We start from the raw sequence: 13,754 nt of genomic DNA, 5'->3' as shown, positions 1-13,754 counted from the left end.
AATATAGACAAATATCATTCAAAGTCAATAGGTTATGTGCAAGAAATTGAAACGCAGCGACGACGAGACACCGTTATCATGCTACATATATTTAACAGCATTAGCAGACGTTTCATGCCGAATAAACTACAGCTGATTATTAGAAATTTGTATCTTAAGACCGTAAACTACTCCTATGAGATCAACAATCATTACCGCTGCCATCATTGGCCTTTGTGCAATCATTGCTTCTGCCCTGATCGGCAATGCTTACAAATACCGGTCTAAAACAATGGAAACGATTGTAGTCACGGGCTTGGCGGAAAAGGATTTTGATAGTGATCTGATTGTATGGAACGGCTCCTATTCCAGGAAATCCTTTGATTTGAAAGAAGCCTACAGTACATTGAAAGCAGATGAAAACGACATCCGCAGTTACCTGCTGAAGAAAGGAATTACTCCAGCCAACATGGTCTTTTCGTCAGTAATGATCAATAAAGAGTTTAGTCAACAAACCAACGCAAACGGACAATATATGTCTCAGGAGTTTACAGGATACAATTTAACTCAGTCGGTTACCATTGAATCCGGTGAGGTTGAGAAAGTGGATAAAATTTCCCGTGAAGTTGCGGAGCTCATACAAAGCGGCATCGAATTCAATTCTTCTGCACCGATGTTTTATAACACTAAACTGAACCAGCTAAAGATGGAACTGCTGGGTAAGGCGAGTGCCGATGCACGTGCACGCGCTGAAACGATTGCACAGAATGCAGGCAGCTCATTAGGTGAATTGAAAAAAGCCACCATGGGTGTTTTCCAAATCACGGGAAAAAACAGCAATGAAGCCTATAGTTACGGAGGAGCATTCAATACCTCCAATAAATATAAAACAGGATCAATCACCATAAAGATGGAGTTTAAGGCAAACTAAAAATCAGCCTGGCTGCATCTATAAGCTGTATCATTGTAGTACAATGGCTATCTGTTACCATGAAAGTAAAACATGTTCTTCTATTTGCTCTTTTTCTGCTTCAGTGCACGTTGTTAAATGCGCAAAACAGTACGAAGGTCCACGAAGCTAAAGCCCCATTATTTAGAGATCCGATCTACGATGGTGCTGCAGATCCCGTTATGGTGTGGAATAGAGAAGAGAAAAGCTGGTGGATGTTGTATACGCAGCGACGGGCAAACGTAGAGACACCCGGTGTTTCTTACTGCTATGGTAATGACATTGGTATCGCATCGTCAAAGGATAATGGGCAGACCTGGGCTTACAGGGGAGCGCTGGATCTTAATTTCGAAAAAGGCAGAAACACCTTCTGGGCACCAGACATCGTTTACGATAACGGAACATACCACATGTTTGTGGTGTATATTCAAGGCACCTATACCAATTGGGCCGGAGGCGCTCAGCTGGCTCATTATACCAGTAAGAACCTTTGGGATTGGAAATTCCTGAATTACCTGAAAACGCCGACAAGTAATATCATCGATGCGACACTGCTGCAGATGCCAGACAAAAAGTGGCGGATCTGGTATAAAGGAGCAAGTAGCGTGACCATGACCGGTGAAAGCGAGGATTTGTTTAACTGGACTTTCGAAACCAAACCTGCTATTGGTAAGCCGGAACATGAAGGCCCTAAAGCATTCAACTTTGCTGGGCACTACTGGATCTTAACCGACGAATGGCATGGAATGCGTGTCCACCGCTCTGAGGATGCAAAAAGCTGGTCGAGGCAAGGGATGATACTTGATAAAGCCTCTAAGAGAAGAGAGGATGGACCAACGGGCGCCCATGGAGACGTAATCACCGTAGGAGATAAAGCCTATATCTTCTATTTTACCCATCCAGAACGAAAATCACATGGTGAGGCGCCAGAAGATAGCAGGGGCAATATCCCTTACGGACTACGAAGATCCTCTATTCAGGTGGCAGAATTGGTCTATAAAGATGGTACCTTAATCTGCGACCGTGATCAGCCCTTTGATTTTTGGCTACCCGATTTAAAGAACTAAGCATGCAACTTACGAATGGATGACTGCTGAGGTTATCATTACCATGTTCTTTCTATATAAACGAAGTTTCTTATATCTTGAACTAAGAACAGCATGTCTCGCTGCAAATGTAAACTGATAAATACACATGGTCGAAGAAATCGTTAAAATTGAGTCCTTGATACTTAGAGCCTATGGATTTGGAATTACTAAGGCAACAAAGGATCAAGAATGCAATGAGTATTTTGGGTGCAATTTTCTATTAGGAAGTAAACACATAAAATTTAGAAAAGCCAAGCTAACTCCTAAGAAATCAGGACAATTTGTGACTTTGTGGAAGAGGGATGCCAAAGGCAAAACTGTGCCATATGATTTGGATGATGATTTCGAGTTTTATATCATTCTTACGGAGTATGCTCATCATTCCGGTTTTTTTGTTTTTCCAAAAGAAATATTAGCCCGCATGGGAATACTTACATCATGTGTCAGAGCAGGTAAACGAGGATTCAGAGTTTATCCCGAATGGGATGTCCCTACTAGCAGCCAGGGCATCAAGACGAAAAAATGGCAAACGGAATATTTCATTGAAATAAACAAGGAGAAAAAAACAGAAGATAAGTTGCAGAAGATATTTCTGGCGCTATATTCCCAGGAATGATCTCGCAAGACGAAGATCCAGCGTAGCCACAAGTCTTAAATCTGAACAATATTGATTGCTTGGGCTGTGATGGACCTACTCCAGAATGTAGTTGCTGATTCAAAACGATTTGGAATAAAAGTAAATGGAATTACTATCTTTAAGTATCTAACGAAATCGCGTATGAAAGGCAAATGTATACTGGTGGTGTTTCTTTTGGCACTCACAGTGATGAATAGTGCAATTGCGCAAACAAATAGCGCTGCAATAACCGGTGCATGGCAAATCAAAGAAGCAGGCAAAGAAGAAGTATTGATTTTTCAGGACGGATTTTTCTTCCATACTGCTTACAACAAGGACGAAAAGCGATTTATTTACAGTCGCGGTGGTACATACACGCACAAAGCAGATGTATTGGAATGTAAGATTTCTTTTAACTCCTTGAATAATGATGAAGTTGGAAAGCAGTTCAGTGCAAAGTACGCCATTGCAAACAATACCCTGAGCCTGCCCATCAACGGGGAAAAACAAATCTGGCAGCGATTAGATGATAGTTCTGCACCCCTGGCCGGCGTGTGGCGAATTACTTCGCGTATGCAGGATGGTAAACTTATGCCCATTCATCAAACTGGCTCACGGCAGACCTATAAAATTCTTAGCGGTACCCGTTTTCAGTGGGCGGCGATAGATCCTGAAAAAAAAGAATTCTCAGGAACCGGAGGTGGTACCTACACCTTCAGCAATGGAAAATACACGGAAACTATTGAGTTTTTCTCACGTGACAGCTTACGTGTAGGTGCATCGCTCAGCTTTGAAGGGAAGCTGGAAAACGGGGAATGGCATCATAGTGGCCGAAGTTCAAAGGGCGATCCAATTTACGAAGTATGGAGCCGGGTGAAATAAGCCTGAAGCCTATTCTCAATCACTTTCAGCCACCGGCGCACGATACTCCAGCAGGTTTTATTTTAAACACTATCATTCGGTCAGGATATTAATTATATTTATACACCTAACCAACTGATATGCAACGATTTTATATATCCCTGCTTATTGTTTGTTGCATGAGTGCGGCTTCTGCTCAGCAGAAAAACAGGCAACCTTTAATTTTGCAGGGTAAACTCAGTCATTCACCCGAGAAGTTCCTGCAGATCTACTTTTACGATGAAAATGATAAAAAGGTGCATGATACACTCCATTTAGATGAGCATGGAGCGTTTTACCTCAAGACTTATAAAATTACAAGACCTCAGCGTACCGACATTCGACAAAACAGGACGCAAATTAGCAGAATCTATGTAGCTCCAGGATATAACCTGCAAATTACAGCCGACGCTACAAACCATATGACTTTGCTTGCAAGTAAGAAAATTACTGGTATTGGAGAAGAAAGCAACCAATATCGAGTGCTAAGGGATGCAGCTTTTGTGGCACAGGTTGACAAAAGATCCTGGTATGAACGGAAGCCTGAAGAAGTAGTTCCCTATATCAAGGAAGAGAAAAGGTTAAATGATTCCATATATCACAAGGTGTTCGATCTGCCACAAACAAGAGACCCCTATTTTAGCGTCTTCAAAAAAATGAGTCAGATTGATAACCAAAGCATGTTCCTAATCATGATGCTCGAGTTTTCAATGAATAGTGGTTTCAGCAGAGAGCAAATGAAGGATCTGGTCCACAACAACATTCCGCCATTATTTGCAAAAGGAATATCTAACGATGATTATCTGATTGCTGAAGATTATGTCAATGCGGTACTTCCGCTTTATTATCAATACCATAAGAAACTAATGGAACTTGAGGATTTTGTTACGGTACAAAAAAAGGATCACGCTTTACAACTTGTAAACCAGGTTTTCACAGGTAAAGTACGACAAGCTGTGCTGCGTTACGCCGTCACCCGGCCCATCAGCGGATCTAACACTATTGAAGCGCTCAATACTGCGAAGAAAGACGCAGAGCCCTTATTTGATGCAATTACCAGCAATACTGTAAAACAAGATATTGCCGCAAGCTATTCCGAAAGAGAATCGCAGCTGATGCAGTTACAGGTCGGTCAAGCTGCTCCCCTTTTTAGCCTTCCGGATGAACAGGGTAAGATTTATCATTTGGCCAATCTTAAAGGGAAAGTCATCTATATCGATCTTTGGGCGAGTTGGTGCGCACCATGTCGCGCTGAAATGCCAAATTTTAAAAAGCTAAGAGGAAAATTTAAAGGCAACGATCAAGTTGCATTTATGGGTATAGCAGTGTTTGACGCCGAAAAGGATTGGAGAACAGCGCTTTCTGAAGACAAACCTGATTGGTTGCAACTCCATGATACGACCGGATCACTGGCTAAATCTTATGTTGCATCAGCTATTCCCAAATACATTCTGATTGATAAGAACGGTAAAGTACTTGACTTAAATGCACCCGGTCCTGGAGATCAGTCGATTGAACAACTGATAAAAGATGAAATCGACAAACCTTAATTCTGTCTTTCAGGATAATCTCTGCTGAGGTTAGTAATGACAATTGTATTTAAGCAAAGCTAAACTTTTTGGTATATTTGTGCTCAGCCATTCAGAATCGCTTTCCTTCCCGCTTACCCTTAGCTGGATCAGCAGGCTGTCATTAACAGATTTGTTTTAAACAGCGTCTATAAATTACCTCCTCAATTTATAACTTCGCGCATTAATTTTTTTCATTTGGATTACTTAGCAGGATTAAACCCACAGCAGCGTGCAGCAGTAGAGAATACCGAGGGCCCGGCAATGATTGTTGCTGGAGCAGGATCGGGTAAAACCAGGGTGATTACTTACCGGGTAGCACATCTTATCGAAAAAGGTGTGGACCCTTTCAATATATTGGTGTTAACCTTTACCAACAAGGCCGCCAAAGAAATGCGGGAACGTATTACCAAGGTGATCGGTTCAGAAGCCAAAAACATCTGGATGGGTACCTTCCACTCCGTCTTTGCCAAGATCTTAAGGGTCGAAGCGGAGAAGATTGGCTACCCTTCAAACTTTACTATCTATGATACGGACGACAGCAAAAGTTTGATCCGATCCATTCTGCGGGAGATGCAGCTGGATGATAAGTTATACAATGCAAATTTCGTTTATAACCGTATTTCTGCAGCGAAAAACAACCTGATCTCCCATGTGGAGTATCAGCAAAGTGCAGAGATACAGGCTGAAGATAGCTCGAATAAACGTCCACTGATCGGTACCATCTATGAAACTTACACCAAACGCTGTTTTAAAGCTGGTGCAATGGACTTTGACGACCTGCTTTTTAAAACCAATGTGCTATTGAAAAATCACATTGATGTGCTGAATAAATATCAGCAGAAGTTTAAATACCTGATGGTAGACGAGTATCAGGATACTAACTTTTCACAATATACCATTGTAAAAAAACTTGCCGCAGCATACCTTAACATATGCGTGGTTGGTGATGATGCGCAAAGTATCTATGGTTTCCGGGGTGCTAACATTCAGAACATCCTGAATTTTGAAAAGGATTATCCGGATTTGAACGTTTACAAACTGGAACAGAACTATCGCTCTACACAGAATATCGTAGAAGTCGCGAACAGCATCATCGCAAACAATAAGAACCAGCTTAAGAAAAACGTTTTCTCTGACAATGAGAGTGGCGACCGTATAAAGGTGCAGCGTGCCTTCACCGACAATGAGGAAGGTAAGCTTGTAGCTGAAGCTATTGTGCAGGAACGCACTTCTAAGGGCTACGACTATAAAGATTTCGCAATCCTTTACCGTACCAACGCTCAATCAAGAGCTATGGAGGAGGCGCTTAGAAAGCTAAATGTACCCTATAAAATTTACGGTGGACTAAGTTTCTACCAGCGTAAAGAGATCAAGGATTTGATCGCCTATTTCCGCCTGACCTTTAACCCAGGTGATGAAGAGGCGATCAAACGTGTAATCAACTATCCGAAAAGAGGACTTGGTGACACCACAGTAGACAAGATCATTGTTGCTGCAGACCAGCATGATATCACCATGTGGGATGTGGTTTGTGATCCGCAAAAATATATTCCCGGCCGGATCGCCAGTCAGCTGAACGACTTTGCCATGCTGATCAAAAGTTTTATGGCAGAAGCGAAAAAGCTAGATGCTTATGAAACCGCGTTGTACATCGCGCAGCACTCCGGGATTCTGAAAGAGCTTCATACCGATGATAGTATCGAAGGCCGCAGCCGTTACGAGAACATCTCGGAACTTTTGAATGGTATCAAGGAATTCGCAGAACGCGAAGACATTGAAGACCGAAGCCTGGCTACATTCATGCAGGATGTGGCTTTGCTGACCAACGACGACCGTCAAGATGATAAAGCAAAAGATACAGTGTCGTTGATGACGATACACTCTGCAAAAGGTCTGGAGTTCAAAAATGTGTTTGTGGTAGGTTTGGAAGAAAACCTGTTCCCCTCACAAATGTCCCTGAATTCGAGGAGTGATCTGGAAGAAGAGCGTCGTTTGTTTTATGTAGCCATCACCCGTGCTGAGAAAAAACTTACACTAACCTACGCAACTTCGCGTTACCGTTGGGGTAATTTGACCACTTGTGAGCCGAGTCGTTTCATCAATGAGATCAATGCGAAATATTTGGAGCTGGAAGTTGCAAAAGCATCTCAAAGCGTACTCGGTGACGACAGCTTCTCCAGCGAACGCAGAAGCTGGTCGCAACAAAGGGACTCTTTCAGCAAGCCGAAGCCTGCAAGTGCAAACACCGCAAACAGCGCGACGCCTGCACAGCGTCCAAAAACGACTTCACTCCTACCGAAAGCACACGTGCCGACACCTGGTTTTGCGCCAGATCCAGCAAGTGCTTTCCAAAATGGAATGGAAGTTGAGCATGAAAAGTTTGGATTCGGAAAAATCGTTAACCTGGAAGGTAATCTTCCCGACGTTAAAGCAACGGTATTTTTCCAGGGACTGGGCAATAAACAACTGTTACTTAAGTTTGCTAAATTGCGGATTGTCAAATAACAATATATCTTTACTGAATTATAAAAAGAGCCACGATAATGCTCCTCTAAGGCTCATAAACACATACAATGAATTTCGATTATAACACCACCAGAAGCGAATTAATCCTTGCAGAGTACGGGCGGAATGTACAGAACATGGTAAAGTACATTTGCGAGCTGCCAGACAGGGAGGAGCGCAATAAATATGCACAGGCCGTGATTGACCTGATGGGGTTCCTAAATCCACATCTTCGTGATGTTGCGGATTTTAAACATAAACTATGGGATCACCTGCACATCATTTCCGGTTATAAAATTGATGTGGATAGCCCCTACCCTAAGCCAACCATAGAGCAGGCACAGGTAAGACCTAAACACATCGGTTATCCACAAAAGAAGATCACCTACAAACACTACGGTAAAACTGTTGAGGATCTGATAGAGAAGACCAAAGCAGTTGAGGATCCGGAGCGCAGACTGAGCATGGTTCAGGGTATTGCCAACTTCATGAAAATGGCCTACGTACAATGGAATAAAGACAGCGTAGCGGATGAAACCATCTTAAAAAACCTACGTGAACTGTCCGGTGGCGAGCTCAAACTGGACGAGAACTTCAACCTGAACAAGGTAGAATTTAAGCCGGTTGTGAATAACAGACCGGCAAACAATAATCGCGGCAGAAGTAATAACAACAATAATAATAAAGGTAAACAGAATAACAATAATCGCCCGCAGCAGCGTAACAACAACAATCCTAAGGCTAGATTCTAAAACTTACCGTAAAAAATAACACACAACACATGAATGCATTTGAAATTATCGGTGGTAAGAAACTGAAGGGTGAGATCCAGCCGCAGGGCGCTAAAAACGAGGCGCTGCAGATCCTTTCTGCTGTGCTGCTTACCGATCAGAAAATTACCATTAGTAATATTCCCGACATACAGGACGTAAACAAGCTGATTGAACTGCTTGGCGATCTTGGTGTTGAAGTAGAACGTCTTTCTAAAGACACCTACACTTTCCAGGCAGCAAACATTAACCTGGAATTCTTTACCTCTGATACCTTTAAAAGAAAAGGTGGCAGTTTAAGAGGTTCCATCATGATTGTAGGTCCCCTTTTAGGGCGCTTTGGTCGTGCTGCAATTCCAAAACCAGGTGGCGACAAGATCGGCAGACGCCGCTTAGATACCCACTTCCTTGGTTTTGAAAAGCTGGGCGCTAAATTCGTGTACGACAGCAAAAACGAATTCTTTAATGTTGATGCAACCAACTTACAGGGAACCTATATCTTGTTGGACGAGGCCTCGGTAACTGGTACTGCAAATATCGTGATGACAGCTGTACTTGCTAAAGGTACAACCACTATTTACAATGCTGCCTGTGAGCCTTACTTACAGCAACTATGTAAGATGCTGAACCGTATGGGTGCAAAGATCTCCGGGATCGGCTCAAACTTGCTAACCATTGAAGGCGTTGAAAAACTTGGCGGTACAGAACACCGTATGCTTCCGGATATGATTGAGATCGGTTCTTTCATCGGTCTTGCTGCAATGACTGGTTCTGAGATCACCATTAAAGATGTTTGCTATTCAGAACTGGGAATCATCCCTGATGTTTTCAGAAAGCTGGGTATTAAGTTCGAAGTTAAAGGTGATGATATCTACATTCCTTCGCAGGATCACTATGTCATTGAGTCGTTTATTGATGGCTCGATGTTAACCATCGCCGATTCTCCATGGCCTGGATTTACCCCAGACTTGCTGAGTATTGTATTGGTTGTGGCTACACAGGCCAAAGGTTCTGTACTGATTCATCAGAAAATGTTTGAAAGTCGCCTGTTCTTTGTGGATAAGCTGATTGAAATGGGTGCACAGATCATCCTTTGTGATCCACACCGCGCAAGTGTAATTGGTATCGACAAAGCATACCGCTTAAGAGGTATCAGCATGACTTCTCCGGATATCCGAGCAGGTGTTTCCCTGTTAATTGCAGCTTTGTCTGCAGAGGGCACCTCAACGATCTATAACATTGAACAAATAGAACGTGGCTACCAGGATATTGACATCCGTTTACGCGCCTTAGGTGCACAAATCAAACGTGTTGACGCAAATGGCCCTGGTCACTAGTTGATAACCACCTATAAAAGAAAAGCCCCGATCATTTAGATCGGGGCTTTTCTTTTATATCTTGAACTTATCTTATTTCGCTGAAAGTCTACTTGACAATTTCGTTAATGGTTTCGTTTTCAATGAAGCCACGCTCCATCATCCATTCTTTATTAAACATTTTACCCATGTATCTGCTGCCATGGTCAACAAAGATAACAACAACCACATCCTCTGGTTTAAAGTGATCTTTAAGCTGTAAAAGTCCTGCTACTGCGGCACCTGCGGAGTTCCCAGCGAAAATACCTTCTTTCAAGGCGATCTCTCTGGTCATTACCGCAGCATCTTTATCGGTTACTTTTTCAAATCCGTCAATCACGTCGAAGTTAACGTTCTGAGGTAAGAAATCCTCGCCGATACCTTCTGTGATGTACGGATAGATCTCGTTCTTGTCAAATTCACCGGTCTCTTTGTATTTTTTGAATACGGAACCGTAAGTATCAATACCCCAGATTTTGATGTCGGGGTTCTTCTCTTTAAGAAATTTACCGGCACCAGAGATGGTACCACCTGTTCCAACACCTACAACCAGGTGTGTGATTTTCCCTTCTGTTTGCTCCCAGATCTCAGGACCGGTTTGCTCGTAATGGGCCTGGGTATTGGAAAGGTTATCATACTGGTTCGGTTTCCAGGAGTTCGGAACTTCACGCTCCAGTCTGGAAGACACGGAATAATATGAACGTGGATCTTCAGGATCAACATCCGTAGGACACACAATCACCTCAGCGCCAAAAGCACGTAAAGCATCGAACTTCTCCTTGGATTGTTTATCTGTTGAGGTGAAGATACATTTGTATCCTTTGATGATGGCTGCCATGGCAAGCCCCATTCCTGTATTGCCAGAAGTACCTTCGATGATCGTTCCACCTGGCTTTAAAGCGCCACTTTTCTCCGCATCCTCAATCATCTTTAAGGCCATACGGTCTTTGATGGAGTTGCCGGGATTATTGCTCTCAATTTTGGCTAAAACAGTCGCTTCAATGCCCTTCGTGACATTATTTAATTTTACCAGAGGCGTGTTTCCAATGGTTTCTAGGATGTTGTTGTACCACATAGCAACAAAAATACGGTAATTAATTCAATCTATAAACATTTCCAGGTAAGGAAGTCAACACCCCCTGCATCTCTAAACTTAACAAATGTATAGCCAGTTTGCTTTGCTGCAGGGAGGTTTTTATAGCAATTTCGTCAACCATTGCCGGCGCATCCCTCAATACCTGAACGATACTCAACTCCTCCAGAGAGAGGCCTACTGGTAGTTTAAGCTGCTTTTCGGAAGACTTTCCGTGTTTGTCATCCCAACCTAAATAGTACACCAGATCGCGGGCATGGTTCAGTAAACCGGCCCTGTTCGTCTTGATCAGAAAATTACAACCCTGTGAATATTCATCGGTACTGCGCCCGGGAAAAGCAAAAACATCTCTGTTATAGGATCCTGCGATGTCTGCAGTGATCAGCGCACCGCCCTTAGCTGTAGCCTCTACAACCACAGTAACGTCAGCAATTCCGGCAATGATGCGATTACGCTTAGGAAAATTCTCCCGGTCGGGCACGGTGTTTAGTGGAAACTCGGTGAGCAGTCCCCCGTTTCGAAGCATGTTCTGTGCTATGGTTTTATGCAGGTGTGGATATATGCGGTCTAAGCCATGGCCTAGGACCCCAATAGTCGGAATATCGTTAGCCAGGCTTTCTTTATGCGCCTCAACGTCAATCCCGTAAGCTAGTCCACTCACCACCAGCACATCGTAGGGCTTCAGGGTTTCAGCAAGTTGCCGGCATAACATTTTGCCGTAAGCGGTGGCTCTCCTGGTACCCACCACGCTTACAATCCTTGGATGATTGAGGTCTGCATTACCCTTATAGTAGAGGAGAATTGGTGCATCAGGACAATCCCTAAGGCGCCGTGGATAATTTTCATCTTTGAAAAAGAGGACCTCAATTTTATGCTTCTCTAAAAACTGCAACTGCCGCGCAGCTTCTTTCAGCGCATCGGTATCCAGGATTTGGGAGGCTATAGCCTCACCCACACCGGGAACCTGCATCAATGCAGATTTTGAAGCCTTGAAAACAGCAGCTGCATTACCAAAGTTGGCCAACAGGTTCTTGGCAGTCACATGCCCAACACCCTTGATGAGCGTTAGCGCAATTTTTGAAATTAAACTCATAACGTAAATTAACGACCTAAGTCAATTCACTGTTGTGCGTTTAATTATCTCGAAAGAAATAAGCCTATTTAGAAGATTAAAGTTTACTGAGGTATATAGACAACATACTTCGTTTCGAAAAACGGCGAATCGAAATACGTCGAAAGGGGATAGAGTTCTGCTTTAAGCCTGGATTCTTCAATTTCCTCCTTTAGATCACCACCTTTCAGGTACAAAATGCCATTTGGAACCGCGTTCTTAGACTCTTTGTTGAATTTACCTTTAATCCATGGATAGAAGTCAACAAGCCTCGTTACCGCCCGGGAAACTACAAAATCAAACTTCCCTTCAATCTGTTCTGCACGGGAATGTGAGGCTTTAACGTTTGTTAAGCCCAGCGCTGCAGCGACCTCAGTTACAACTTTGATTTTTTTACCAATAGAATCGACCAGATGAAACTGTGTTTCCGGGAACATGATCGCCAATGGAATGCCTGGGAAGCCCCCGCCAGTGCCAACATCAAGTACTTTCTCGCCCGGTTTAAAAGAAATAAACTTCGCTATACCCAGCGAGTGCAGGATATGTCGTTCATAAAGCGCCTCAATGTCCTTTCTTGAAATCACATTTATCTGTGCGTTCCAAAAGCTGTAAAGTTCAAACAATTGATCGAACTGCTGAATCTGCTTTTCGGTAAGGTTCTTAAAGTGTTGCTGTATGAGCTCTGATTTTATTTCCACTGTACTTTTTTAACAAAGATAGACAGAATGCCATTAAACACTAAAAAAATGAACAATAGTATGTCTAGCAGAGGGAACCACCAGCGTAATCCCGGGTAACCGAGCTTTTTAAGCAGTCCTGGGTAGATGAGCGAGCGTATCAACAGGCTCAGTAGGAAAAGTCCTCCGGCAATTAGCTGAGTTTCTCTAAAACAGCATAGGGCGACCAGCAAGGCATAGAATAGGAACTGAATGATGATTTGCGCTGATAGAATAAACTTGTGCTTGGCTTTATAAAGCTTTCCTGCTCCGAAATGACGTTTTTTCTGCTTCAGGTATGCAGCCCAGGTTCTTTTGGGATCAGTATGCATGAAGGTATCCGGATGGATCTGGATTGCAGTATTATAGGCGTTGGCATGTGCATTTACGAAAAGATCATCATCACCAGAGGGGATATGCATGTGGGATGCGAAGCCTTTACTCTTAAAGAACAGCTCTTTTTTATAAGCCATGTTCCGGCCTACCCCCATGTATGGCATCCCCTTGATTACAAAAGAAAGGTAATTAACGGCAGTAAAGAATGTTTCAAAGCGGATCAATGCATTGAGCAGGCCTCTGTTCTTCGTATATGGAGAATACCCCAAAAGGATTTCAGTAGAAGGGTCTGCAGGCTGCTGCATACCAACAAGCCAATTTGCTGACTCGGGTTTACAGTCCGCATCAGTGAACACCAACCAATTGTGTTTCGCGGCTTTAATACCCATGGTTACGGCAAATTTCTTTCCAGCAATGTATTTAGCGCTTTCTGGTACGGTAACCACCTTCAGGTTTGGATACCTTGCCTCAAAGTCGCGGAGGATTTCTTTTGTACCGTCCCAGGAACGATCATTTACGACCACAACCTCAAAGTCAGGGTATGCCTGGTCTAGGATGGCTGGCAGGTTAGCCTGAAGATTAGCCGCCTCATTACGTGCACATATGATAACTGTGACTGGGCTAACATTCGCTGGTGGAAGTTCCTGAACCTGGAATTTGGCGAGTTTAAGATGTACAAACAAGCTAAAATAAAGCTGAACCAGGAAACAAAAGAGGAAAGCGCCAAGCAGCACCAGCGCTATTAAGGATAAATTCACAGTGTAT

At 43.2% G+C, this 13,754-nt stretch carries 11 protein-coding genes and 1 pseudogene; 8 read left to right on the top strand and 4 right to left on the bottom strand.

The window, feature by feature from the left end; genetic code table 11:
- Positions 1 to 175 precede the first annotated feature (175 nt).
- From ACTHQF_RS11410 to murA, 8 genes are all read left to right on the top strand, one after another.
- Positions 176 to 910 (top strand): SIMPL domain-containing protein, encoded by a 735-nt coding sequence (locus ACTHQF_RS11410; RefSeq protein ID WP_440430346.1) that lies wholly within the window; start codon positions 176 to 178, stop codon positions 908 to 910.
- 59 nt (positions 911 to 969) lie between these two features.
- Positions 970 to 1,995, top strand: coding sequence for a glycosyl hydrolase (locus ACTHQF_RS11405; RefSeq protein WP_440430345.1), 1,026 nt, complete (start codon positions 970 to 972; stop codon positions 1,993 to 1,995).
- 127 nt (positions 1,996 to 2,122) lie between these two features.
- Positions 2,123 to 2,632, top strand: a complete 510-nt coding sequence (locus ACTHQF_RS11400; RefSeq protein WP_440430344.1) for a MepB family protein — start codon at positions 2,123 to 2,125, stop codon at positions 2,630 to 2,632.
- Between the two features lie 162 nt (positions 2,633 to 2,794).
- Complete coding sequence (locus ACTHQF_RS11395) at positions 2,795 to 3,514, top strand: hypothetical protein (protein ID WP_440430343.1); 720 nt, start codon at positions 2,795 to 2,797, stop codon at positions 3,512 to 3,514.
- A 119-nt stretch (positions 3,515 to 3,633) separates the two neighbouring features.
- Positions 3,634 to 5,082 (top strand): TlpA family protein disulfide reductase, encoded by a 1,449-nt coding sequence (locus tag ACTHQF_RS11390; protein WP_440430342.1) that lies wholly within the window; start codon positions 3,634 to 3,636, stop codon positions 5,080 to 5,082.
- 216 nt (positions 5,083 to 5,298) lie between these two features.
- A complete protein-coding gene (locus ACTHQF_RS11385) occupies positions 5,299 to 7,608 on the top strand; it encodes an ATP-dependent helicase (protein ID WP_440430341.1) in 2,310 nt (769 codons plus the stop codon).
- Positions 7,609 to 7,676: 68 nt separating this feature from the next.
- Positions 7,677 to 8,360, top strand: a complete 684-nt coding sequence (locus ACTHQF_RS11380) for a DUF4290 domain-containing protein (protein WP_440430340.1) — start codon at positions 7,677 to 7,679, stop codon at positions 8,358 to 8,360.
- A gap of 29 nt (positions 8,361 to 8,389) precedes the next feature.
- The gene (gene murA / locus ACTHQF_RS11375; RefSeq protein ID WP_440430339.1) at positions 8,390 to 9,715 is read left to right on the top strand and encodes a UDP-N-acetylglucosamine 1-carboxyvinyltransferase; all 1,326 of its coding nucleotides are present in this window, start codon (positions 8,390 to 8,392) and stop codon (positions 9,713 to 9,715) included.
- A gap of 106 nt (positions 9,716 to 9,821) precedes the next feature.
- Here murA and ACTHQF_RS11370 read toward each other — a convergent pair.
- The 4 genes and pseudogenes from ACTHQF_RS11370 to ACTHQF_RS11355 all read right to left on the bottom strand — a co-directional run.
- Positions 9,822 to 10,808, bottom strand: a pseudogene (locus ACTHQF_RS11370) (PLP-dependent cysteine synthase family protein); the annotation flags it as partial.
- Positions 10,809 to 10,827: 19 nt separating this feature from the next.
- The gene (dprA, locus tag ACTHQF_RS11365) at positions 10,828 to 11,919 is read right to left on the bottom strand and encodes a DNA-processing protein DprA (RefSeq protein ID WP_440430338.1); all 1,092 of its coding nucleotides are present in this window, start codon (positions 11,917 to 11,919) and stop codon (positions 10,828 to 10,830) included.
- A gap of 83 nt (positions 11,920 to 12,002) precedes the next feature.
- Positions 12,003 to 12,635, bottom strand: a complete 633-nt coding sequence (gene rsmG, locus ACTHQF_RS11360) for a 16S rRNA (guanine(527)-N(7))-methyltransferase RsmG (RefSeq protein WP_440430337.1) — start codon at positions 12,633 to 12,635, stop codon at positions 12,003 to 12,005.
- A complete protein-coding gene (locus ACTHQF_RS11355) occupies positions 12,626 to 13,747 on the bottom strand; it encodes a glycosyltransferase (protein WP_440430336.1) in 1,122 nt (373 codons plus the stop codon). Before ACTHQF_RS11355 ends, rsmG begins: the two co-directional genes overlap by 10 nt.
- Positions 13,748 to 13,754: the final 7 nt, after the last annotated feature.

The sequence above is a fragment of the Pedobacter sp. SAFR-022 genome, assembly GCF_051965375.1.
Taxonomy (GTDB): domain Bacteria; phylum Bacteroidota; class Bacteroidia; order Sphingobacteriales; family Sphingobacteriaceae; genus Pedobacter.
Note: the sequence above shows the minus strand (reverse complement) of the source record. Positions and strands in the feature narration are given on the sequence as shown.

Bases quoted from the DNA above. Each gene is read 5' to 3' on its own strand.
- ACTHQF_RS11405 (WP_440430345.1), top strand. From the start codon at position 970: ATGAAAGTAAAACATGTTCTTCTATTTGCTCTTTTTCTGCTTCAGTGC.
- dprA (WP_440430338.1), bottom strand. From the start codon at position 11,919: ATGAGTTTAATTTCAAAAATTGCGCTAACGCTCATCAAGGGTGTTGGG.
- ACTHQF_RS11400 (WP_440430344.1), top strand. From the start codon at position 2,123: ATGGTCGAAGAAATCGTTAAAATTGAGTCCTTGATACTTAGAGCCTAT.
- ACTHQF_RS11380 (WP_440430340.1), top strand. From the start codon at position 7,677: ATGAATTTCGATTATAACACCACCAGAAGCGAATTAATCCTTGCAGAG.
- ACTHQF_RS11410 (WP_440430346.1), top strand. From the start codon at position 176: ATGAGATCAACAATCATTACCGCTGCCATCATTGGCCTTTGTGCAATC.
- ACTHQF_RS11390 (WP_440430342.1), top strand. From the start codon at position 3,634: ATGCAACGATTTTATATATCCCTGCTTATTGTTTGTTGCATGAGTGCG.
- murA (WP_440430339.1), top strand. From the start codon at position 8,390: ATGAATGCATTTGAAATTATCGGTGGTAAGAAACTGAAGGGTGAGATC.
- ACTHQF_RS11395 (WP_440430343.1), top strand. From the start codon at position 2,795: ATGAAAGGCAAATGTATACTGGTGGTGTTTCTTTTGGCACTCACAGTG.